Below are 22,653 nucleotides of genomic sequence, written 5' to 3' on the forward strand. Positions count from 1 at the left end.
TACGCTTCATCTTATATTTCAGACGGCCCCGATACCCAAGGCCGTCTGAAACACTTAACAATAAATAGAATCCAACCATGACCGAATTAAACACTCCCATCGTTACCGATATTGACCGCCCTATTCTCGTTCCGCCCGGCGGCCATAAAAAAGTCCTGCTGCATTCCTGCTGTGCCCCATGTTCCGGCGAAGTGATGGAAGCCATGCTTGCCAGCGGCATCGACTACACCATTTATTTTTACAACCCCAATATCCATCCGCACAAAGAATATATGTTGCGCAAAGAAGAAAATATGCGCTTTGCGGACAAATTCGGCATCCCCTTTGTCGATAAAGACGACGACTATGAAAATGACCGTAAAGAATGGTTCGCCAAAGCCAAAGGCATGGAATTTGAACCCGAACGTGGTATCCGTTGCACCATGTGTTTCGACATGCGTTTTGAAAAAGCGGCGCAATACGCCCATGAAAACGGCTTCCATGTCTTCACCAGCTCACTGGGCATTTCACGCTGGAAAGACATGAAACAAATCAACGGCTGCGGCCATCGCGCTGCCGAGCCGTACGATGACTTGGTTTATTGGGATTTCAACTGGCGCAAAGGCGGCGGCAGCGCACGCATGATTGAAATCAGCAAGCGTGAGCATTTCTACCAACAAGAATATTGCGGTTGCGCCTACTCCCTGCGCGACTCCAATGCCCACCGCAAATCGCAAGGCCGCATCCCCATCAAGCTGGGCGTGTTGTATTACGGTGATGAATCCACCCAATACGAGCCTCAAGCCGAAAACAAAATCATTGTTGAGAAATAAATATCAAAGGCCGTCTGAAACATTCAGACGGCCTTCGTTTAAATCAGACGATTAACGGCGGCGGAATTTGCCGTGATCAAAATCATCAAATGCCTGATAAGCAGCTTGGCATTGAATTTTTTGCTCAGTATAAGGCAAACCGCGGAACGCTTTTGCCGCTTTTCGGTTTTCCCTCAATTCAGCCTTGTTACCTTTGTAGCGATACCAAGCGGCACGGCGCTCAAGGTATCTCTTACAAGCAGGATGCAATTTGTTTTTCTTCGCTGGCTGGTGTTTGCTCACATGATGGCCATGCGGTTTGGCCACCACTTCGGCAGAATAAGTACCCAAACTCAATACGGCAACCACTGCCATTGCAGAACCTAAAGTTTTCAGTGTCAACATGATTCGCTCCCAATTCAGGTTGGATAGTTCTTCCATTATATGCCTCGCCTGATACCTCGGCAAACTGCCCAATGTGTTGATAAATGAGTGTAAGCAATTACGGTACTATCCTTCTTGCTTTGCAAAATTTAACATACCGTCCATGAAGACAGAAGCTGAATATAAATTTCTTTATTTCATAAGCCTCTAGCCAATGTCTAACCAAATGTGATGTAAATGCAAAATAATGCCAAATCGCCACAAAGCCACATGAATCCTAGTCTGAGCCCTCCCTCTCCTTAATCAGCCCCCGAAAAAAGCGCATTGTCAAGTCTAGTTAAACAAAGAAAAATACATTATATTGTGCCGTTCAAAGCAATCACATACCGTATCTTGTGTTTTTTAATGGGAAGACTGAACAATGAATGCAGCAACGAATATTAAAGTAACCAAACGCGACGGACGCTTGGAAAATATCGATTTAGACAAAATCCACCGTGTTGTTACTTGGGCGGCAGAAGGCTTACAAAACGTCTCCGTATCGCAAGTCGAGCTCAAATCTCATATTCAGTTTTACAACGGTATCCGTACCGACGACATCCATGAGACCATCATCAAGGCCGCGGCCGACCTGATCTCACAAGATACGCCCGATTATCAATATCTGGCTGCCCGCCTCGCCATTTTCCATCTGCGTAAAATCGCTTATGGCGAATTCGAGCCGCCTCACCTCTACGATCACGTTAAAAAACTGACCGAAGCAGGCAAATATGACCGCCACATCATCGCAGATTACAGCCGCGAAGAATTCGACGAGCTGAATGCCTATATCGACCACAGCCGCGACATGACCTTCTCTTATGCTGCCGTAAAACAGCTGGAAGGCAAATATCTGGTTCAAAACCGCGTTACCCGCCAAATTTATGAAACACCTCAGTTCTTATATATTTTGGTGGCCATGTGTCTCTTCAGCAAATATCCGAAAGAGACCCGTTTGGATTACGTCAAACGCTTTTACGACGCCGTTTCCACATTTAAAGTATCGCTGCCTACGCCTATCATGAGCGGCGTGCGTACGCCTACCCGTCAATTCTCAAGCTGCGTGTTGATTGAATGCGACGACAGCCTCGACTCCATCAACGCCACCACCAGCGCGATTGTGAAATACGTTTCCCAACGCGCAGGCATCGGCATCAATGCCGGCCGTATCCGTGGCTTGGGCAGTGAAATCCGCGGCGGCGAAGCGCAACACACCGGCTGTATCCCATTCTTCAAAATGTTCCAAGCGGCCGTTAAATCCTGCTCACAAGGCGGCGTACGCGGCGGAGCGGCAACCTTGTTCTACCCATTGTGGCACATTGAAGCCGAAAGCCTGTTGGTATTGAAAAACAACCGTGGCGTAGAAGACAACCGTATCCGCCAACTGGACTACGGTGTGCAAATCAACCGCCTGCTGTACACCCGCTTGATTAAAGGCGGCAACATTACCCTGTTCTCGCCGAATGAAGTTCCGGGTTTATATGATGCCTTCTTCGCCGACCAAGACGAATTCGAGCGTCTCTACACTCAATACGAGCAAGATCCAAACATCCGCAAACGCACTTTACCGGCAACAGAATTGTTCTCCACCCTGATGCAGGAGCGCGCCGGTACCGGTCGTATCTACATCCAAAATGTTGACCACTGCAACACGCACAGCCCGTTTGATCCACGCGTTGCGCCTGTTCATCAGTCCAACTTGTGCATGGAGATCGCCCTGCCGACCAAACCTTTGGACAACATCAACGATCCGAACGGCGAAATTGCCTTGTGTACCTTGTCCGCCTTCAACTTGGGCGCATTGAACAACTTGGACGAACTGGAAGAGCTTGCCGATTTGACCGTACGCGCACTTGATGCCCTGCTGGATTATCAAGACTATCCGGTTGCAGCCGCACGCACCGCAACCATGAACCGCCGCACACTCGGCATCGGCGTAATCAACTACGCCTACTATCTGGCAAAAAACGGCGTACGTTACAGCGACGACTCAGCCCTCGGCCTGACCCACCGCACCTTTGAAGCCATGCAGTATTACCTGCTCAAAGCATCGGTAAACCTTGCCAAAGAATACGGCGCATGCCCGCTGTTCAACCAAACCGTTTATTCGCAAGGCAAACTGCCTATCGACACCTACAAAAAAGACTTGGACGCCGTGTGCAACGAGCCTTTGCACTACGACTGGGAAAGCTTGCGCGCCGACATCGTCAAATACGGTCTGCGCAACTCCACCCTGACCGCACTCATGCCGTCTGAAACCAGCTCGCAAATTGCCAACGCCACCAACGGCATCGAGCCTCCACGCGGCCTGGTCAGCATTAAAGCATCAAAAGACGGTATTTTGAAACAAGTCGTACCGGAATTTGAAACCCTGAAAGATGCCTACGAAACCCTGTGGCAGCTTCCTGGCAACGAAGGCTACCTGAAACTCGTCGGCGTAATGCAAAAATTCGTCGATCAATCGATTTCTGCCAATACCGCCTACGACCCGAACAAATTTGAAGGCAGCAAAGTTTCCATGAAACAAATGCTCAAAGACCTGCTGACCGCCTATAAATACGGCGTCAAAACCCTGTACTACCACAACACCCGCGATGGCGCAGACGATACGCAGACCGATATTCAAGATGACGGCTGTTCGGGCGGGGCTTGTAAGATTTAAAACAGGCTGATTTTTGAAATATATCCAAGGCTTCTAGATAGTAGAAGGCTTTAAGGATTTTCTTAAATTAAAACCTACTACTATATGAAGCTAAGTTGTTATTTTCCAGAAAAGGAAAAATATGGATGCCATTTGGTCATTCTTAGCTGAATATAAATTTTATGTATTTATTAGTGTTCTTTTAGTCTTCGCTATTTTAGGATGGCACTTTATTGATAAAATTCAACATGTTTCATATGGTGAATTAACAATTAATAGAAAAGTCGACTAATTTTTAAAAAGAGAGACATTATGTCCTGCGAACACCTAACCATGTCATACAGCACCTTTTCCAAAACCAAAAACGACGCGCTGAAAGAGCCGATGTTTTTTGGTCAACCGGTAAATGTCGCGCGTTATGACCAGCAGAAATACGAAGTATTTGAAAAACTGATCGAAAAACAATTGTCTTTCTTCTGGCGTCCGGAAGAAATCGACGTATCGCGCGACCGTATCGACTACGCCAATCTGCCCGAACACGAAAAACATATTTTCATCAGCAATCTGAAATACCAAACCCTGCTCGATTCGATCCAAGGCCGCAGCCCGAATGTTGCGTTCTTGCCTTTGGTGTCTATTCCCGAGCTGGAAACTTGGATTGAAACGTGGAGCTTCAGCGAAACCATCCACTCACGCAGCTACACTCATATCATCCGTAATATCGTGAATGATCCTTCAGTCGTGTTCGATGATATTGTGCAAAACAAATACATTATCGCCCGTGCTGAAGACATTGCCTGCTATTACGATGATTTGATTGAATACACTCAGTATTACAATCTGTTGGGCGAAGGTTCGCACAATGTCGGCGGCAAGCTCGTGACCGTGTCTTTGCGTGAATTGAAGAAAAAGCTCTATCTCTGCCTGATGTGCGTCAACGTATTGGAAGCCATCCGCTTCTACGTTTCATTCGCCTGCTCTTTCGCCTTTGCCGAGCGCGAATTGATGGAAGGCAACGCCAAAATCATCAAACTGATTGCCCGTGACGAAGCCCTGCACCTGACCAGCACCCAGCATATGCTCAACCTGATGCGTGCCGGTGCCGATGATCCTGAAATGGCTGAAATTGCGAATGAATTGCAGGACAAGTGTTTCAACCTCTTCAAAAAAGCAGCCGAGCAGGAAAAAGAATGGGCGGCCTATCTGTTTAAAGACGGCTCAATGATTGGCCTGAACAAGGAAATTCTGGCTCAATACGTTGAATACATTACCAATCTACGTATGCAGGCGGTTGGCCTTCCTGCCGGATTTGAAGGTGCGACCCAAAATCCAATTCCTTGGATCAACGCATGGCTGTCTTCTGACAATGTACAGGTTGCGCCGCAGGAAGTGGAAATTTCTTCTTACTTAATCGGTCAGATTGATTCGGAAGTCAGCGCGGACGATTTGGGCGATTTCGAGCTGTAATCGAACATTCGGTTTTATGATCAAGGCCGTCTGAACGGTGTGGCAGAAATCTTTGATTTCGTCTTTACACCGTTTCAGACGGCCTTTCCAATCCAAACAAATCATATGGCACTCATCAGCACACACGACAAAACCTTCCAACTCCAACAAGGCGAAACCTTATTGGAGGGCTTGGAGCGCACTGGACACGAGGTTGAATACCAATGTCGTAGCGGTTATTGCGGTTCATGCCGGGTTAAAATCTTGGATGGAAAAGTCTCTTATGATAATTTTCCGCTCGCTTTTGTCGCGCCCGGAGAAATTTTGCCGTGCTGCTGTCGGGTTACCGAAGACATCAAGCTTGATTGTCGGGAGCGAATTAAAGAGCCGGATTTATTTGATGTCGATTTATTTGAAGACAAATAAAAAATGCCGTCTGAACATTGTGGCTGAAATCCTTGATTTCATGTCCACCGTTCAGACGGCATTTTGTTTAAGCAACCTTATTTACGTTCGCCAATCGGCAAAACCGTACGGCCGAAAGATTCGTTGATGACTTCCGCAGCGGCCAAGTAGAACGCACCAAGTGCAGTTACCAAGCCTAAGCAACCGCCGATATGGACAATGCTATGATTTTCCATGCCATCGCCAATACCCAGTGCAAAGAAAGTCAGTGTCAAGCAAAAGAAAATACCGCTCAATACTTTAGGCTTGGTCAAGGTAGCCACAAACATCATCAGCGAAAACATACCCCATGCGCAAAGATACCAGCCGATAAATGCCGGGGCTGTTTCACCTTTAAAAAAGATGGTAAACAAAGCCCATGTCCACCAGAAGGCGCCATAGCTGATAAAAGCGGTAAAGCCAAACGTATTGCCTTTCTTGAACTCAAACATACCGGCAATAACTTGGGCGATACCACCAAAGGCGAGAGCCATGCCCAAAACTAAGCCGACACCCTCTTGAGCAGTAAAAAAGCCGCCGTTAATCAGACTGAGCAACCAAGTTGTCAATGCAAAGCCACACAGGCCTACTGGACCTGGGTTCGCTAGGTTTTCTTTAGTAGTAGTCATTTTATTTCTCCTCTGGTTATTAAAATAGGAAACCCATTGTTACCTATTTTATTTAAAATTAAAAGAAATAAATTTAAAAAAATCAGGCAGTCTGAAAAATATTTTTCAAACGGCCTTGAATATTAATAATTAAACTATCCCAAAATTGCCAAGATTTTCCTTAATTCGTTGGCATCAATTTGGCCGGGGGCCGACGTTTTTTGTGCTGCACCAAAGGTAACGGCCGAGCCAAAAGTCGAGCCGGCCAGACGACTGATCGCACCGATTTTATTCATGGACATAGTAATAATCGGGCGGTCGATAATTTGTGAAACATCATATGTAGCCTGTAATAAGGTCAATACATCTTGCGACGATTGCGGCATAACGGCAATTTTGCAGATATCCGCGCCCCACTCGGCCATTGTTTTCAGACGGCCTGTAATGTCTGCCAAAGACGGCGTGGATTGGAAATCGTGATTACAAAGTAAGGCGACAGTTTGATACTCATGTGCCAAAGCAATGGTTTGTTTTACGCCGCTTTCCTCGGCAAAAAGCTCGATGTCGATAATATCGGCTTGTTTGGAACGGATGATTTTTTCCAATAATTTAAAATAATAGTCGTCCGAACAAGGCGTATTGCCGCCCTCTTGCGCTCTTCTAAACGTAAATAGCAAGGGCTTGTCAGGAAAAGCCTGTCGAGCGATGCTTAATTGTTCGGCAATAAAATCGGCATCAAGCGCTTCTTGAAAAAAATCCGCACGAAATTCAATAATGTCAAAAGCCGTCTCTTTCAATACGCGCAAAGCCTGCTCCAATTCCTGCGTATTGGCGGCCACCAGCGGCACGGCAATTTTAGGCATACCTTTGCCGATCTCGATATTTTTGATGATGACAGGTTTCATATTGTTCCTTTTTGCTGTTCAAGCCAATCAGTGCAGATGCTCATAAATGGTTTCCGCCAAGGCTTTGCTGATGCCTTCCACTTTTTCCAAGTCCTCGCGGCTGGCCGCAATCACGCCGCGCAGACCGCCGAATCGGGTAAGCAATGCTTGGCGGCGTTTGCTGCCGATACCGGGGATTTCGCTGAGTGAGGAAGTAACGCGTGCTTTGTCGCGTTTTTTGCGGTGGCCTGTAATCGCAAAGCGGTGCGATTCATCGCGTACGGTTTGCAATAAATGCAAGGCCGGGCTATTGGGCGGCAGGCGGAAGACTTCGCCGGTAAAAGGCAGTATGAGTTCTTCCATACCGGCTTTGCGCTCAGGGCCTTTGGCGATACCGACCAAAGGTATGTGCAGCCCGAGTTCTTCCCATACCGATACGGCTACGCCGATTTGCCCTTTGCCGCCGTCAATCAACACGACATCCGGCCATTTGACGGCCTCTCCGTTGGCTTCGGCTTCCTGCATTTTGCCGTAACGGCGCGTCAACACTTCGCGCATGGCGGCATAGTCGTCGCCGGGCTTGGCGGTCGTGATGTTGTAGCGGCGATATTGCGAAGGCTGGATGTTTTGCTCATCGTACACAACGCAGGACGCAATAGTGGCCTCGCCTTGCGTGTGGCTGATATCGAAACATTCAAGGCGGTTGAGGCCGTCTGAATCCATGCCGAGGATTTTTGCCAGTTCGTCAATACGGTGTTGCTGGCTGCTTTGTTGCAGGCGACGTTGTGCAATCGCCATTTGTGCGTTTTGTTCCGCCATTTTCAGCCAGACCTTGCGTTCGCCTATGGTCTTGGTGACAAATTGCATCTGCTTGCCGTGTTCGCCTTCCAAAGCCTCTTTCAGCGCATCGGGAACGGGAAAGTTGCTGATGATGATGTCGGGTTTGCTTTTGCCCAGATAGTGTTGGGCGACGAAGGCTTCGGCGTAGTCTTGCCCGTTTGGTTCGGGGTCGTTTTTGGTGTCAGGGAAAAAGCTTTTATCGCCGACATGCCGTCCGCCGCGGATGCTAACCCAGTGTACGCAAACCAGGCCGTCTGAAACCGCCAGCGCGAGCAAATCGATATCGTTTGGATTGTTCGGATTTTTACTGTCGATAAACTGATTACTCTGCATGATGCCGAGCGCTTGAATTTGATCGCGGTAACGGGCTGCTTCCTCAAATTGCAGATTGGCGGCGGCGGTTTGCATTTTGTGTTGCAAGGTGCGCGTCAGTTCGTCGGTTTTGCCATTGAGGAAAGTCGCGGCTTCACGCACGCTGTCGCGGTAATCTTCTTCGCTGATGTGGCCGACACAAGGAGCGGTGCAGCGTTTGATTTGGTAAAGCAGACAAGGACGGTCGCGGTGCTCGAATACGCTGTCTTCGCAGGTACGCAGCATAAATACTTTTTGCAACACTTGAATGCTGTCGCGTACGGCGTTGCTGTTGGGATACGGACCGAAATATTGATTGGGCTTTTTCAGCGTGCCGCGGTAATACGCCATTTGCGGATATTGATGGCCGCTGAGCATCAAATAAGGATAGCTTTTATCATCGCGGAAAAGGATATTGTATTTCGGCGACAAGGCTTTGATGAAGTTGTTTTCGAGAATCAGCGCTTCGGCTTCGGAACGCGTGATGGTGGTTTCGATGTGGTGAACCTGTTTTACCATCAATGCGATGCGCGGCGAATGGTCGTTTTTTTGAAAATAGCTGGAAACGCGCCGCTTGAGATTGACCGCTTTGCCGACATACAAAACATTATTGTCTTCGTCAAAAAAACGGTACACGCCCGGCAGATTGGGCAGATTTTTCAGAAAAAGAGGTAAATCGAACGGTTCGGTTGCGCTCACGGGATTTTCTTTTGGAATAAGCAGGCCGTCTGAAAACTTTTCAGACGGCCTTTTTCATTGACGTTTAAGATTCTTGAGACGGAGTATCTTCAGTTTCTACCACTTGGTTTTCAGCTGCATCGGTTTCTAAAGGGGCTTCATCTTCAGCCTCTTCGGCCACGCGTTCCAAGCTGACCAAGGTTTCACCTTCATCCAGATTAATCAGGCGGACACCTGCGGCTGCTCGGCCGGTCTCGCGGATTTGCTCAACTTTGGTACGAATCAGGACGCCGCCGCTGGTAATCAGCATCAGGTCGTCGGTTTCACTGACCAAAGTTGCGGCAACCAAATCGCCGTTGCGCTCGCCGGTATTGATAGCGATATTGCCTTGGCCGCCTTTGTTTTTACGGCTGTAATCGGCAATCGGGGTACGTTTGCCATAGCCGTTGGCGGTAGCGGTCAATACTTGCAAATCGCTTTGTTCGGCTTCAGGGGCAAAGGTAATCAGGCTGACAATCTTGCCATCGGCCGGCAGGCGCATACCGCGCAAACCGCCACTGCCGCGACCGGACGGACGGACACCGTGTTTGCCGCTTGGCAATGCGTTTTCGGCATTTTCATCATCCAGGCCGTCTGAATCTTCGTTTTCGGTTTCGATATCGGCATCTTCTGCTTCATCGTTACCGGATTTTTCCCAATATTCGTTAAAGCGGATGGCTTTGCCCAAGTTGGAGAACAACATAATGTCATCCGCACCGCCGGTTTGCGCTGCGCCGACCAAGTAATCGCCTTCTTTAAGCGCGATGGCTTTAATGCCTTGGCTGCGGACGTTTTTAAACGCAGACAACTGGACTTTTTTCACCATGCCTTGTGCAGTGGCGAAGAAAACGTATTGGTCTTCCGGGAACTCGCGGACGGCCAAAATCGCGCTGACTTTTTCGCCCTCTTCCAATTGGATAACGTTGTTAATCGGACGACCACGGCTGTTGCGGCCGCCTTCCGGCAGTTTGTACACTTTAATCCAATGGCACTTGCCCAAATTGGTAAAGCACATCAAATAATCATGCGTATTGGCAACAAACAGGGTTTCGATAAAGTCTTCGTCTTTGGTTGCCGCTGCCTGTTTGCCGCGGCCGCCGCGACGCTGCGCCTGATAATCGGTAGTCGGCTGGGTTTTGATGTAGCCGCCATGAGTCAGGGTAACGACCATTTCACGTTGCGGAATCAGGTCTTCATCGGCGATATCGCCGCCAAACGGATTGATTTCGCTGCGACGCTCATCGCCAAAGTTGGCTTTGATGTCTGCCAATTCTTCGCGGATGATTTGGGTAACGCGCTCAGGTTTGGAAAGAATATCCACGAAATCAATGATTTTGCTCATCAGGTTTTTATATTCGCCGACAATTTCTTCCTGATCGAGACCGGTCAGGTTACGCAAGCTCATGCGCAAAATGGCATCGGCTTGCAATTCGCTCAGATAATAGCCTTGGCTGTGCAGACCCAAATTCTCTGGCAAGCCTTCAGGGCGCATCATGTGCAGGTCTAAATCCGTACGGTTGAGCATGTCTTCAACCAAGCTGCTGCGCCATGGGCGGGACAGCAGTTTTTCTTTGGCTTCCGGCGCATTGGCAGATTCCTTAATCAGGCGGATAATTTCGTCGATATTAGACAAGGCCACCGCTTTACCTTCAGCAATATGGCCTTCATGACGCGCTTTTTTCAGGCGGAATAAAGTACGACGGGTAACGACTTCGCGACGGTGGCGCAGGAACTCGGACAGGATTTGTTTCAGGTTCAGCAAACGCGGCTGGCCGTCAACCAAGGCCACCATGTTGATACCGAAGCTGTCTTGCAGCTGGGTCAGTTTGTAGAGTTGGTTCAAAACGACTTCGGCATTTTCATTGCGTTTCAATTCGATCACGACACGCATACCGGATTTGTCGGACTCGTCGCGCAGGTCGGATACGCCTTCCAACGTTTTTTCGCGTACCAACTCGCCGATTTTCTCAACCAGCTTGGCTTTGTTTACTTGATATGGGATTTCATCGATAACGATGGCTTCGCGCTCGCCGTTTTTACCGATAGGCTCAATATGGGTTTTACCGCGCATCACTACACGGCCGCGGCCGGTTTTATAGCCTTCGCGCACGCCGCTCAAGCCATAAATAGTTGCGCCGGTTGGGAAATCGGGTGCTTGGATAATGTTGATCAGCTCGTCGATTTCAGTTTCAGGCTCATCCAACAAACGCAGGCAAGCATTGATGGTATCGCCCAAATTGTGCGGCGGGATATTGGTTGCCATACCGACGGCAATACCGGACGAACCATTGACTAACAACGCCGGGAAACGGGTCGGCAATACCAGCGGCTCATGTTCGCTGCCGTCATAGTTGGGACCGAAATTGACGGTTTCTTCTTCGATATCCGCCAGCATTTCATGGGAAATTTTTTCCATGCGGATTTCGGTATAACGCATGGCTGCTGCGGCCAATCCGTCGACAGAACCGAAGTTGCCCTGACCGTCAATCAGTACATAACGCATGGAGAAGTCTTGCGCCATGCGGACGATGGTGTCGTAAACGGCTATATCACCGTGGGGGTGATATTTACCGATAACGTCGCCGACGATACGCGCCGATTTTTTATAGGCGGAATTCCAGTTATTTTTCAACTCGTGCATCGCGTACAACACGCGACGGTGTACCGGCTTGAGACCGTCGCGGACATCCGGCAGGGCTCGTCCCACAATCACGCTCATGGCGTAATCGAGGTAGCTCTTGCGCATTTCGTCTTCAAGGCTGACAGGCAGGGTTTCAAGTGCAAATTTATGGTCGTTGCGGATGGTTGCGTCGGTCATGATTATCTGTAATTTCGTATGGCAAAAATCTTGTTGATTCTACCACAAAACAAGCGGTTTATGGCTTTTGCGTGAAGGCCGTCTGAAACAGGATTTCAGACGGCCTTCATTATTTAATAAATTTAATTTAGTTGCAGCCAGAATCTTCATCGGAAGCCTGCAAGCTCAATGCTTTGCGCTTTTTAGCCTTTTCATAACGGCAACGTTGGCGCGATGTATTGATTTCCAAAGGTGGCACGGCAACTGGCTTGCCGTCTTCTACGGCAACCATGGTGAAGTAGCAGCTGTTGGTATGGCGCACTTCACCGGTGCGGATGTTTTGCGCTTCTACACGGATGCCGACTTCCATAGAAGTGCGGCCGGTGTAGTTAATGCTGGCGTAAAAGGTTACCAGTTCGCCGACATGGATAGGCTCTTTAAACAAAACTTTATCGACAGACAAGGTAACGCAGTAGTTGCCGCTGTATCGGCTGGCACAGGAATAAGCGACTTGGTCGAGCAAGCGCAATAATTCGCCACCGTGGACGTTGCCGCTGAAATTTGCCGTATCCGGCATCATCAGCTCGGACATAATGAGTTCGTGAGAAGGAAGTTGGCGTGCTTGTTCCATAGTTTGGCCTCTTGAAGTGGTTTGTTTTTAAGGCCGCCTAGTATTTCAGACGGCATGTTTTGTAGGAATTTTGATTCTACCGTTTTTGAGTGGAAAAATTCAATCTACCACACCTGATCATAACCATTTTCTACGCGAAAAGAAAATCAGCAGTCCGATGATGATGCACAGCATCACACCCAAAACCATGAAATAGCCGTAATGCCAATGCAGCTCGGGCATATTGTCGAAGTTCATGCCGTAGATACCGGTGATGACGGTCAGCGGCATAAAGATGATGGTGATAACCGTCAACACGCGCATTTGCTGGTTCATGCGGTTGGATTGGAAGGAAAGATAAATGTCCATCATGCTCAACACCATATCACGCGAGGCATCAAGCGATTCGATAAGCTGCATATTGTGGTCGTACACATCGCGCAGATAGACGGTCGATTCGCCTTTGAAAATGGCAAAATCGCCGCGTACGGCCAGTTGGTAGAACACATCGCGCAATGGCAAAAGTGTGCGCCGCAGACGGACGGCATCGCGTTTGAGTCGGTGAATCTTACTGAGAATATCGCTGTTTTCATTTTTAAACAGCGACTTGTCTATTACTTCGACACGGTTGTTGTACGACTCCAAAACAATGAAATAGTCGTCCACAATACGGTCGAGCAGGCAATAAGCAAGAAACGCTGTATTTTTGTTCAAAATATTGTGCGGATTCTCGTGCATCTGCCGGCGAAGATGGCTGAATAAGCCCAGCGGTTTTTGTTGGAAAGACAACACAAAATCTTTGCCGATAATCACATACACTTGGTCAGAATGGAGTTTGCCCGTAGAGGTATAGTGGTAAACCTGTGCGGCAGTAAAAACATAGTTGCCGTAATCTTCAATTTTCGGACGCTGCTTACGACTGAGAATATCTTCAATAACCAGCTCATGAATGCCATAAGGCTCAAGCGCGTGCTTGAGCAAGGCAACATCATTGATACCGACAAAATGTAGCCAGTTGATTTGGCCTTCTTGCGGACGGACAATATCGGGCAAGTTTTTTCCGGCAAGATAATCATGCTGAGCAAAGGTATCGGCGGAATACAAGGTTTGATGGATAGCAGAACGCGGCGCATTGTCGGTATTGCTGCGCTTCATGGTTTGGTCTTGCAGATTGTCGGTTATTTCAACTGGATTGGCTGGTTTGCTCATAAAAATAAATCATGTTTTTTTAGTTAGAATGAATTGTACAGACAGAAAAGGCCGTCTGAAAACTAATTTTCAGACGGCCTGACAATATCGATCAACGCTTTATTAGGCTTGGGGCGCGGTTTTCTCCAACTCCAATGCAGCGGCAAGCAAGGACAGGCGCGCCATTACGCCGTAAACGTAGAGGCGGTTGTGTTCGTTGTCCACATCACAGTCTTTTTCAGAGCGTGGCATGCCGAGCGAGTCCCATTGTTCAAATACGCGCTTGCAGGCTTCGGGGGCTTCTTGGGAATTGTCGCCGCTGCCGGTGGGGATGCTGTTGGACAGCGGGACAAATACCATACCGCCGGCGTTGAGGTTTTCGTCCACGCCACGGCCTTCGTGTACACGGAAGAAACCGCCGATTACGAAACGGTCCATCATATACACAACGGGTTCGCACACGGCGCCATCCATGGTTTCGTAGGTATAAATACCTTCTTGGACAATGACTTCGCTGACTTCCAAACCTTCTTTGACTTTCGCCATTTTATTGCGGTTTTTACGGTTCAATCCGCGTACTTCATCTGCAGATTTAACGCTCATTACGCCCATGCCATAAGTACCTGCGTCGGCTTTCACAATAACGAAAGGCTGGTCGGTAATGCCCAACTCGTCGTATTTGGCTTGAATTTTCGCCAGCACACGTTCTACTGCTTCCGCTAACGCATCCTCACCTTCACGCTCTTGGAAGTCCAAACCACTGATTTTTTCAAAATAAGGATTGATTTGCCATTCGTCGATGTCAATCAACTTGGCAAAGTCGGCTGCAACTTGGTTGTACGCGCCGAAATGTTCGGTTTTACGGCGAGTCGTCCAGCCGCCGTGCAATGGAGGCAATACGGTTTGACTGATGTCTTTAAGGATTTCAGGAACACCCGCAGACAAGTCATTGTTCAACAAAACAACGCAAGGCGAGAAACCGTCTGCGAGATGTACACGCTCACGGGTACGCAATAAAGGCTCAAGCAAAATTTTGTCGCCCAACGCGGTTTCAAACTCGGTTGGCTCAGTCACTTCAGGATTCAAACTGCCCAAGCGCACTTCGTATCCTGCCGAACGCAAAATCTCGCTGAGTGCGTAAACGTTTTGCAGATAGAATGTGTTGCGTGTGTGGTTTTCAGGAATAATCAATACGGATTTTGCCGTTTCACAGGCACGCTGTACCGCATCTTGCGCGGCAACCGCCGCCAGCGGGATAAAGTTGGGATTCAAATTATTGAAGCCGCCCGGAAACAGGTTCATATCGATAGATGAAATTTTGTAACCGGCATTACGGATGTCAACCGAACCATAAAATGGTGGACGGTGTTCGTTCCAATGCGAACGGAACCATGCTTCGATTTTGGCATGATTGGCAAGGACTTTTTTCTCAAATTCCCGTAATTGAGTCAGATGCTCAGGAGCCATTACCGGTAATTTCATTCTTTATACCTCTTGGTAAGTGTGGATGTTGAGTGAGAATGATAGAACTTTTTAGTGCATTTCGACAAGTATTCTTTCAGATAAGATGCATCTTTTTGTCAACAATTCTACAATTTGTCTAATTTTTGACAAGTGTTTTTGAAACTTTGCAACAAATTTTAAAAATTGGACAAATTCCTATTGCGCAGCCCCTATAAAAAGCCTAAAATCCGCCCATAAACGCAAACCATCATTCATACCTACCAATAGCAAAGAATACTCATCATGAGCGCACAAACCCTTTACGATAAACTTTGGAACAGCCACGTCGTCCGCGAAGAAGAAGACGGCACTGTCCTGCTTTACATCGACCGACACCTGGTTCACGAAGTAACCAGCCCGCAAGCATTTGAAGGCTTGAAAATGGCCGGCCGCAAACTCTGGCGTATTGACAGCGTAGTCTCCACAGCCGACCACAACACCCCGACAGGCGACTGGGACAAAGGTATCCAAGATCCGATTTCCAAACTGCAAGTCGACACTTTGGACAAAAACATTAAAGAGTTTGGCGCACTCGCCTACTTCCCGTTCATGGATAAAGGTCAAGGCATTGTGCACGTTATGGGCCCGGAGCAAGGTGCTACCCTGCCCGGCATGACCGTTGTCTGCGGCGACTCGCACACTTCTACTCACGGCGCATTCGGCGCATTGGCGCACGGTATCGGCACTTCCGAAGTCGAGCACACCATGGCGACCCAATGTATTACCGCTAAAAAATCCAAATCCATGCTGATTTCCGTTGAAGGCCGTCTGAAACCCGGCGTTACCGCCAAAGACGTGGCGCTTTATATCATCGGCCAAATCGGTACGGCAGGCGGTACAGGCTACGCCATTGAATTTGGCGGCGAAGCCATCCGCAGCCTTTCCATGGAAGGCCGCATGACCTTGTGCAATATGGCGATTGAAGCCGGTGCGCGCTCAGGCATGGTTGCCGTCGACCAAACCACCATCGACTATGTAAAAGGCAAACCTTTCGCACCTAAAGGCGAAGCGTGGGATAAAGCCGTCGAGTACTGGCGCACGCTGGTGTCTGACGAAGGCGCCGTATTCGATAAAGAATACCACTTCAAAGCCGAAGACATCGAACCTCAAGTAACTTGGGGCACCTCGCCTGAAATGGTTTTAGACATCAGCAGCAAAGTGCCTAATCCTGCCGAAGAAACCGATCCGGTCAAACGCAGCGGCATGGAACGCGCCCTTGAATACATGGGCTTGGAAGCCGGTACACCATTAAACGAAATCCCTGTCGATATCGTCTTTATCGGTTCTTGCACCAACAGCCGTATCGAAGACTTGCGCGAAGCCGCCGCCATCGCCAAAGGCCGTAAAAAAGCGGACAATGTACAACGCGTATTGATTGTTCCCGGATCCGGTTTGGTTAAAGAACAGGCCGAAAAAGAAGGCTTGCACGAAGTGTTTATAGAAGCCGGTTTTGAATGGCGCGAGCCGGGTTGCTCTATGTGCCTCGCCATGAATGCCGACCGCCTGACCTCGGGACAACGTTGCGCCTCTACTTCCAACCGGAACTTTGAAGGCCGTCAAGGCAACGGCGGACGCACCCACCTCGTCAGCCCTGCCATGGCAGCCGCAGCCGCGGTGACCGGCCACTTTACCGATATCCGCACTATGGCTTAAAATATTTTCAGACGGCCTTTATTCATCAGGCCGACTGAAACAATACCTTGCTCAAACAAGTTTTCTTATTATATTGCGCAAAACGTCCGAAAACCTTCTTAATCATTGATAACTTGAAAGGAATCTAGTATGAAAAAACTGTTTGCATTGGCTGCCGCAGCCCTTATTCTGTCAGCTTGTTCCAGCACTTGGTCCGGCGCAAAAGACGATACCAGCCGCAATTGGGACAAAACCAAAGAAACCGCAGAACACGTTGCCGACAAAACTGGCGAAGCCGTTAAAAAAGGCGGCAATGCAGTAGGCCGCGGCATGAGCCATGTTGGAGAAAAAATCGAAGCCGCTACCGAATAATTCGGTAAATCAGGCCGTCTGAAGCTCCTAACTCCGTTTCAGACGGCCTGATACATTATTAATTTTTCAGACATTTTCACGATTCCAAGCAAAGGAAGAAACAATGAGCAATCCGTCAAGCTGGTTTGGTATTCACGCTCATGATCTGGATCGCGCCAAAGCCTTTTACGAATCCGTATTCGGCAAACCTCTGCAAGACGTTGGCGGTAACGGATTCCGTTTCATCATTTTTCCGGCCGATTACACACAACACGGTACGGCCGGCATGATTTGGCACGACAGCAACGCCCAGCCCGGCCACGGCGGTACAACCATTTTCTTTAATTGCCCGGATTGTGCCGAAACAGCAGAAAAAGCCGTTGTAGCAGGCGGCAAACTGTTACAAGAGAAATTCCGCATTGCCAACGGATTTGCAGCCTTTATCGAAGACACAGAAGGCAACCGAATCGGTTTGCACAGCACACGCTGACCCGAATAGCCATAAAATTTCCTATTATTATTATAAGAATCTGACATGAAAGCCTTTACCAAAATTACCGCCATCGTCGCCCCGCTCGACCGCAGCAACGTCGATACCGACGCCATCATCCCCAAACAATTTCTGAAATCCATCAAACGTAGCGGCTTCGGCCCCAATGCCTTTGATGAATGGCGTTACCTCGACCACGGCGAACCGGGCATGGACAACAGCAAACGCCCGTTGAATCCGGATTTCTCCCTGAACCAACCACGCTATCAAGGCGCACAAATCCTGTTGACGCGTAAAAACTTCGGTTGCGGCTCTTCACGCGAACACGCCCCTTGGGCATTGGACGACTACGGCTTCCGCGCCGTCATCGCCCCCAGCTTTGCCGACATCTTCTTCAACAACTGCTACAAAAACGGCCTTTTGCCTATCGTTTTGACAGAAGAACAGGTTGACCAGCTTTTCAAAGAAGTTGAAGCCAACGAAGGCTATCAGCTCTCCATCGACCTTGCCGAGCAAACCCTGACCACACCAAGCGGCGAAACGTTCACATTCGACATTACCGAACACCGCAAACACTGCCTCTTAAACGGCTTGGACGAAATCGGCCTGACCCTGCAACACGCCGACGAAATTCACGCCTTTGAAGAAAAACGCCGCCAAAGCCAGCCTTGGCTGTTTAACGGTTGATATACAAAAGGCCGTCTGAAAAATTTAAGTGTTTCAGACGGCCTTTAATCTACACAAATATACCATGATTACCGACACCATAAGCAATGCCACCCGCTACGCTGCCTTGCATCCCGACTTTGCTGAGGCCTTCCATCTGTTGCAAACCCTAGATTTTACCAAGCTGCCGGACGGCCAAGTGCCGTGCGAGAATCCCAATATCCGTATTTTTATCGGCAGTGAGCCGATGAGGACTAAAGGCGAAGCTCAGCCTGAAGCGCACTTAAAACATATTGATATTCAAACGCCGATTGATGGCAATGAAACATATGGCTGGATAGACAGAGGCCGTCTGAAAAACGGTTTAGGCTACAATGAAAAGCGCGATATCGAATTTTTCGACTGCGAGCCGGAAACTTGGCTGACCTTGGAGCCTGGCGAATTTGCGCTATTCTTCCCAAATGATGCGCATGCCCCATTGGTCGGCGACAGGCCGAACATACGCAAAGTCGTTTTTAAAATCCGTGTTGAAACCGAACGTCTATAATATTTCAGATGGCCTTATCCCCTTATCAGGACACAATATGTCTTTTTTCAGCAGGTTGTTCCGCTCCAAACCTAAATTAATGACTTGGCAGGAATTTGTCGAATACTTTGCCCGTCGCATTCAAGAAGAATTGGATCTTGAGGCAAAAATCGACTGGGGCGAAACTATTGCGTCTTCGCCGATCATTGTCCATTTTTTCGAAGACGATGAAGCATCGTTCAGCACATATTTGAGCAACCATTACACAAGTTATCTGCAAAATCCCGAGGCCTTGGAGGCTATTGTTGCTGCCAATTTAGCGGTTATCTATAAGATTCAAGATACTGATGCCAGTGTTTCAGCACAACAAATTCTTCCGACGATTAAAAATACGATTTATCTGGAAAAAGCCAGACTGATTACAAATACGGACGAAGCCGAACCTGCCGATTATCTGGTATACAAACCGATTGCGGGCGATATCATGTTGCTTTATATGGTGGATACGGAAGAATCCATGCATACGCTCAATCGTGAGCATATGAAAGAGGCCGGTATTGAAGATGAAGACGCCTTGTATCGTACCGCCATGGATAATCTGCGCCAACGGATGAATGGACGTGTTCAAATTCATCATGCCGAAGGTTGGTCATTGGCTCAAATCCATTTGGACAACGACTATGATGCTTCCCTGATTTTGCTTTTGGACGAAGTACTTAAAGACGATTCTATGCTGCCGGCCAACCCCGTTTTTGCAGTCCCGGCGCGCAACGCCCTGCTCGTTTGCAGCCCATCCGATGAAGAGGCTTTGCAGGCGATGGCGAATATTGCCCTGCAGGCATTTGAAGAATCTGCCTACGCGATTTCTACCCAGCTTTACCAGTACCATAATGGTACAATCAGCGTTTTCAGAGCAAATTGATTTAAGGCCGTCTGAAAAACAGGCGACCTGCCCTTTACCTAAAACCTTCCCATAAGGAAACCCGAAATGACCAAACATATCGCTATCTTGCGCGGCGACGGCATCGGCCCTGAAATCGTTGCAGAAACCGTCCGTGTACTCGACAAACTTATCGAACAAGGTTTGGATGTCAGCTACGAATACGCGCCTTTGGGCGGCGAAGCCTATGACGAATACGGCCATCCTTATCCAGAATTCACGCAAAACCTTTGCCGTAAAGCCGATGCGGTTCTGCTTGGTGCAGTCGGTTCTCCTCAATACGACAATCTTGACCGTCCGCTGCGCCCTGAGCGCGGCTTGTTGGCCATCCGTAAAGACTTGAATCTTTTTGCTAATTTGCGCCCTGCCATTTTGTATAAAGAGCTGGCCAATGCTTCCACTCTGAAACCGGAAATCGTAGCCGGTCTCGACATCCTTATCGTACGCGAACTGACCGGCGATATTTACTTTGGCGAACCGCGCGGCATCCGTGTTTTAGAAAACGGCGAACGCGAAGGCTATAACACCATGAAATACAGCGAAAGCGAAATCCGCCGTATTGCCCACGTTGCCTTCCAATCCGCCCAAAAACGCAGCAAAAAAGTCTGCTCCGTAGGCAAAGCCAACGTATTGGAAACCACCGAACTGTGGCGTGAAATCTTTGAAGAAATCGGCAAAGAATACCCTGATGTCGAACTTTCCCATATGTACGTTGATAACGCAGCCATGCAGTTGGTACGCGCGCCTAAACAATTTGACGTGATTGCCACCGGCAACATCTTCGGCGATATCCTCTCCGACGAAGCCTCCATGCTGACCGGTTCTATCGGTATGCTGCCTTCCGCTTCTTTGGACGAAAACGGCAAAGGCCTGTACGAACCGTCCCACGGCTCAGCTCCAGACATTGCCGGTCAAAACAAAGCCAATCCGCTGGCGACCGTTTTGTCTCTTGCCATGCTGCTGCGTTACAGTTTGAACGACGAAGCACGCGCGCAACAAGTCGAAAATGCCGTTCAAAAAGTGCTGCAACAAGGCCTGCGTACAGGCGACATTTACGAAGAAGGTACCAAACTGGTTTCCTGCTCCGAAATGGGCGATGCTGTATTGGCTGCTTTGTAAGAGGCCGTCTAAAAAAGCGTGGGACCAATCCCACGCTTTTTTATTGCGAAAACTTTTAACCATAAAAAAGGGCGTGTCTTCACACGCCTTTATGTCTTTTTCAGACGGCCTTAAGATTGAAAAAATCAACCTCTTTTGTGTTTGCCGCCAAAGCTGTCGTTAGACTTACGCTTGCCTTTAAAGCCTTCGCCGCCTTTTTTGAAACCGTCAGCTTTTTTGAAACCATCTTTCTTAAAGCCATCTTTCTTGAACCCATCTTTTTTATGGCCTTCGCCGCGAGCTTTACCGCCGAAACCTTCTTTAGCCGGTTTCTTATCACCGCGCCAACCGCCGGATTTACGATCGCCCCAGCCGCCTTTGCCTTTCGGTTTACCGCCGGCTGATTTGCGTTTGCGTGTCGGCTCCATGCCTTCGATGGTCAGCTCAGGCAATTTACGGCCGATGTATTTTTCGATTTTGTGTACTTTGACGTATTCGTTCACTTCGGCAAAAGTAATCGCGATACCGGTACGGCCTGCGCGACCGGTACGGCCGATGCGGTGAACGTAGTCTTCAGCCTGTTTTGGCAAGTCGTAGTTGATAACGTGGGTAATGGTCGGTACGTCGATACCGCGTGCGGCAACGTCGGTGGCAACCAAAATTTTACAACGGCCTTTGCGCAAGTCCATCAGCGTGCGGTTGCGCCAGCCTTGCGGCATATCGCCGTGCAGGCAGTTGGCGGCAAAACCTTTTTCGTACAGTTCATCCGCGATAACTTCGGTCATGGCTTTAGTGGATGTAAAAATCACGCATTGATCGATATTGGCATCGCGCAAGATGTGGTCGAGCAGGCGGTTTTTATGGCGCATATCGTCGCAGTACAACAGCTGCTCTTCGATTTTACCTTGATCATCCACACGCTCAACTTCGATGGTTTCAGGGTCTTTGGTTAGTTTGCGCGCCAGTTTGCCCACCGCGCCGTCCCAAGTGGCGGAGAACAACAAAGTCTGACGGTCACTCGGCGTTGCTTCCACGATGGTTTCGATGTCGTCGATAAAGCCCATGTCCAACATGCGGTCAGCTTCGTCCAGAATCAGCACTTCCAAACGTTCAAAATCAACTTTACCGCTCTGCATCAAATCCATCAGACGGCCCGGAGTGGCGACAATCAGGTCAACCGGTTTGCTCAAAGCACGGGTTTGGTAGCCGAAAGATGCGCCGCCGACAATGCTGACAGTACGGAACCAACGCATATTTTTAGCATACGCCAGCGCGTTTTTTTCCACTTGAGCCGCCAATTCGCGGGTCGGGGTCAATACCAAAGCGCGCGGGCCTTTGCCCGGTTTTTCGCTGCGCTTGGTCAGTTTTTGCAAAGTCGGCAGCAGGAAGGCTGCGGTTTTGCCTGAACCGGTTTGTGCCGAAGCCATAATGTCGCGGCCGTCCAAAGCAAACGGAATCGCTTGCGCCTGAATCGGGGTCGGGCTTTCATAACCCTCGCTGCTTACGGCAGACAAAATGTTTTTATCAAGGTTCAAATCGGCAAATTTAATAGACATATCTATCCTAAGAGACAACAACGCGCACGCCTGAACAATTTCAGACGACCTGAAGCAAAGGAAAGTAACGATACGGGAAATGTGAAGTTACAGGGTTGTCGCAAGCATCTTGCTTGTGGTTAACATCGACGACAACCTGCACAGAAAAGGC

20 protein-coding genes are annotated in these 22,653 nt (G+C 48.8%); 11 read left to right on the forward strand and 9 right to left on the reverse strand.

What is annotated here, in order from left to right:
* Window positions 1-77 precede the first annotated feature (77 nt).
* Window positions 78-812, forward strand: coding sequence for an epoxyqueuosine reductase QueH (locus HMPREF2865_RS00150; protein ID WP_004464372.1), 735 nt, complete (start codon window positions 78-80; stop codon window positions 810-812).
* A gap of 51 nt (window positions 813-863) precedes the next feature.
* On the opposite strand, the gene HMPREF2865_RS00155 is transcribed toward HMPREF2865_RS00150, so the two are convergent.
* Window positions 864-1,196, reverse strand: a complete 333-nt coding sequence (locus HMPREF2865_RS00155; protein ID WP_070644903.1) for a stress response protein — start codon at window positions 1,194-1,196, stop codon at window positions 864-866.
* A 400-nt stretch (window positions 1,197-1,596) separates the two neighbouring features.
* On the opposite strand from HMPREF2865_RS00155, the gene nrdA reads away from it, so the two are divergent.
* The 3 genes from nrdA to yfaE all read left to right on the forward strand — a co-directional run bounded on the left by nrdA (window position 1,597) and on the right by yfaE (window position 5,727).
* On the forward strand, window positions 1,597-3,876 hold the full coding sequence (gene nrdA, locus HMPREF2865_RS00160) for a class 1a ribonucleoside-diphosphate reductase subunit alpha (protein ID WP_070644790.1): 2,280 nt from the start codon (window positions 1,597-1,599) through the stop codon (window positions 3,874-3,876).
* Window positions 3,877-4,188: 312 nt separating this feature from the next.
* Complete coding sequence (nrdB, locus tag HMPREF2865_RS00165) at window positions 4,189-5,322, forward strand: class Ia ribonucleoside-diphosphate reductase subunit beta (RefSeq protein ID WP_070644905.1); 1,134 nt, start codon at window positions 4,189-4,191, stop codon at window positions 5,320-5,322.
* A 105-nt stretch (window positions 5,323-5,427) separates the two neighbouring features.
* The gene (gene yfaE / locus HMPREF2865_RS00170) at window positions 5,428-5,727 is read left to right on the forward strand and encodes a class I ribonucleotide reductase maintenance protein YfaE (protein WP_003686421.1); all 300 of its coding nucleotides are present in this window, start codon (window positions 5,428-5,430) and stop codon (window positions 5,725-5,727) included.
* 77 nt (window positions 5,728-5,804) lie between these two features.
* On the opposite strand, the gene HMPREF2865_RS00175 is transcribed toward yfaE, so the two are convergent.
* From HMPREF2865_RS00175 to gshA, 7 genes are all read right to left on the reverse strand, one after another.
* Window positions 5,805-6,374 (reverse strand): acetate uptake transporter, encoded by a 570-nt coding sequence (locus HMPREF2865_RS00175; protein WP_070644792.1) that lies wholly within the window; start codon window positions 6,372-6,374, stop codon window positions 5,805-5,807.
* A 134-nt stretch (window positions 6,375-6,508) separates the two neighbouring features.
* Window positions 6,509-7,258, reverse strand: a complete 750-nt coding sequence (aroD, locus tag HMPREF2865_RS00180) for a type I 3-dehydroquinate dehydratase (protein WP_070644794.1) — start codon at window positions 7,256-7,258, stop codon at window positions 6,509-6,511.
* 27 nt (window positions 7,259-7,285) lie between these two features.
* A complete protein-coding gene (gene uvrC / locus HMPREF2865_RS00185) occupies window positions 7,286-9,127 on the reverse strand; it encodes an excinuclease ABC subunit UvrC (protein WP_070644796.1) in 1,842 nt (613 codons plus the stop codon).
* Between the two features lie 64 nt (window positions 9,128-9,191).
* Window positions 9,192-11,963, reverse strand: a complete 2,772-nt coding sequence (gyrA, locus tag HMPREF2865_RS00190; protein ID WP_070644797.1) for a DNA gyrase subunit A — start codon at window positions 11,961-11,963, stop codon at window positions 9,192-9,194.
* Window positions 11,964-12,090: 127 nt separating this feature from the next.
* Window positions 12,091-12,573: an acyl-CoA thioesterase gene (locus tag HMPREF2865_RS00195; protein WP_070644800.1), complete on the reverse strand. Its 483-nt coding sequence runs from the start codon at window positions 12,571-12,573 to the stop codon at window positions 12,091-12,093.
* A 117-nt stretch (window positions 12,574-12,690) separates the two neighbouring features.
* On the reverse strand, window positions 12,691-13,761 hold the full coding sequence (gene corA, locus HMPREF2865_RS00200; protein WP_070644802.1) for a magnesium/cobalt transporter CorA: 1,071 nt from the start codon (window positions 13,759-13,761) through the stop codon (window positions 12,691-12,693).
* 102 nt (window positions 13,762-13,863) lie between these two features.
* Window positions 13,864-15,222 carry a glutamate--cysteine ligase gene (gene gshA, locus HMPREF2865_RS00205; protein WP_070644804.1) on the reverse strand — a complete coding sequence of 453 codons (1,359 nt, stop codon included), beginning with the start codon at window positions 15,220-15,222 and terminating at the stop codon, window positions 13,864-13,866.
* A gap of 264 nt (window positions 15,223-15,486) precedes the next feature.
* Here gshA and leuC point away from each other — a divergent pair, with 264 nt between their 5' ends.
* From leuC to leuB, 7 genes are all read left to right on the forward strand, one after another.
* On the forward strand, window positions 15,487-16,896 hold the full coding sequence (gene leuC / locus HMPREF2865_RS00210) for a 3-isopropylmalate dehydratase large subunit (RefSeq protein WP_070644806.1): 1,410 nt from the start codon (window positions 15,487-15,489) through the stop codon (window positions 16,894-16,896).
* A gap of 129 nt (window positions 16,897-17,025) precedes the next feature.
* Window positions 17,026-17,247, forward strand: coding sequence for a hypothetical protein (locus HMPREF2865_RS00215; RefSeq protein WP_070644808.1), 222 nt, complete (start codon window positions 17,026-17,028; stop codon window positions 17,245-17,247).
* Window positions 17,248-17,350: 103 nt separating this feature from the next.
* Window positions 17,351-17,716, forward strand: a complete 366-nt coding sequence (locus HMPREF2865_RS00220) for a VOC family protein (protein WP_070644810.1) — start codon at window positions 17,351-17,353, stop codon at window positions 17,714-17,716.
* 45 nt (window positions 17,717-17,761) lie between these two features.
* Window positions 17,762-18,403 carry a 3-isopropylmalate dehydratase small subunit gene (gene leuD / locus HMPREF2865_RS00225; protein ID WP_003677355.1) on the forward strand — a complete coding sequence of 214 codons (642 nt, stop codon included), beginning with the start codon at window positions 17,762-17,764 and terminating at the stop codon, window positions 18,401-18,403.
* Between the two features lie 64 nt (window positions 18,404-18,467).
* The gene (locus HMPREF2865_RS00230) at window positions 18,468-18,929 is read left to right on the forward strand and encodes a NanQ anomerase/TabA/YiaL family protein (RefSeq protein ID WP_070644812.1); all 462 of its coding nucleotides are present in this window, start codon (window positions 18,468-18,470) and stop codon (window positions 18,927-18,929) included.
* A gap of 37 nt (window positions 18,930-18,966) precedes the next feature.
* On the forward strand, window positions 18,967-19,830 hold the full coding sequence (locus HMPREF2865_RS00235; protein ID WP_070644814.1) for a DUF1444 family protein: 864 nt from the start codon (window positions 18,967-18,969) through the stop codon (window positions 19,828-19,830).
* A 66-nt stretch (window positions 19,831-19,896) separates the two neighbouring features.
* A complete protein-coding gene (gene leuB, locus HMPREF2865_RS00240; RefSeq protein ID WP_004520344.1) occupies window positions 19,897-20,967 on the forward strand; it encodes a 3-isopropylmalate dehydrogenase in 1,071 nt (356 codons plus the stop codon).
* Between the two features lie 125 nt (window positions 20,968-21,092).
* Here the strand turns inward: leuB and HMPREF2865_RS00245 are convergent, their stop codons facing one another.
* Window positions 21,093-22,502, reverse strand: a complete 1,410-nt coding sequence (locus HMPREF2865_RS00245; protein WP_070644816.1) for a DEAD/DEAH box helicase — start codon at window positions 22,500-22,502, stop codon at window positions 21,093-21,095.
* Window positions 22,503-22,653: the final 151 nt, after the last annotated feature.

The organism is Neisseria sp. HMSC073G10 (assembly GCF_001812605.1).
GTDB lineage: Bacteria > Pseudomonadota > Gammaproteobacteria > Burkholderiales > Neisseriaceae > Neisseria > Neisseria subflava_A.

Coding starts and splice junctions, on each gene's coding strand:
- HMPREF2865_RS00150 (WP_004464372.1), top strand. CDS start 78: ATGACCGAATTAAACACTCCCATCGTTACCGATATTGACCGCCCTATT.
- HMPREF2865_RS00155 (WP_070644903.1), bottom strand. CDS start 1,196: ATGTTGACACTGAAAACTTTAGGTTCTGCAATGGCAGTGGTTGCCGTA.
- nrdA (WP_070644790.1), top strand. CDS start 1,597: ATGAATGCAGCAACGAATATTAAAGTAACCAAACGCGACGGACGCTTG.
- nrdB (WP_070644905.1), top strand. CDS start 4,189: ATGTCATACAGCACCTTTTCCAAAACCAAAAACGACGCGCTGAAAGAG.
- yfaE (WP_003686421.1), top strand. CDS start 5,428: ATGGCACTCATCAGCACACACGACAAAACCTTCCAACTCCAACAAGGC.
- HMPREF2865_RS00175 (WP_070644792.1), bottom strand. CDS start 6,374: ATGACTACTACTAAAGAAAACCTAGCGAACCCAGGTCCAGTAGGCCTG.
- aroD (WP_070644794.1), bottom strand. CDS start 7,258: ATGAAACCTGTCATCATCAAAAATATCGAGATCGGCAAAGGTATGCCT.
- gyrA (WP_070644797.1), bottom strand. CDS start 11,963: ATGACCGACGCAACCATCCGCAACGACCATAAATTTGCACTTGAAACC.
- HMPREF2865_RS00195 (WP_070644800.1), bottom strand. CDS start 12,573: ATGGAACAAGCACGCCAACTTCCTTCTCACGAACTCATTATGTCCGAG.
- corA (WP_070644802.1), bottom strand. CDS start 13,761: ATGAGCAAACCAGCCAATCCAGTTGAAATAACCGACAATCTGCAAGAC.
- gshA (WP_070644804.1), bottom strand. CDS start 15,222: ATGAAATTACCGGTAATGGCTCCTGAGCATCTGACTCAATTACGGGAA.
- leuC (WP_070644806.1), top strand. CDS start 15,487: ATGAGCGCACAAACCCTTTACGATAAACTTTGGAACAGCCACGTCGTC.
- HMPREF2865_RS00215 (WP_070644808.1), top strand. CDS start 17,026: ATGAAAAAACTGTTTGCATTGGCTGCCGCAGCCCTTATTCTGTCAGCT.
- HMPREF2865_RS00220 (WP_070644810.1), top strand. CDS start 17,351: ATGAGCAATCCGTCAAGCTGGTTTGGTATTCACGCTCATGATCTGGAT.
- leuD (WP_003677355.1), top strand. CDS start 17,762: ATGAAAGCCTTTACCAAAATTACCGCCATCGTCGCCCCGCTCGACCGC.
- HMPREF2865_RS00230 (WP_070644812.1), top strand. CDS start 18,468: ATGATTACCGACACCATAAGCAATGCCACCCGCTACGCTGCCTTGCAT.
- HMPREF2865_RS00235 (WP_070644814.1), top strand. CDS start 18,967: ATGTCTTTTTTCAGCAGGTTGTTCCGCTCCAAACCTAAATTAATGACT.
- leuB (WP_004520344.1), top strand. CDS start 19,897: ATGACCAAACATATCGCTATCTTGCGCGGCGACGGCATCGGCCCTGAA.
- HMPREF2865_RS00245 (WP_070644816.1), bottom strand. CDS start 22,502: ATGTCTATTAAATTTGCCGATTTGAACCTTGATAAAAACATTTTGTCT.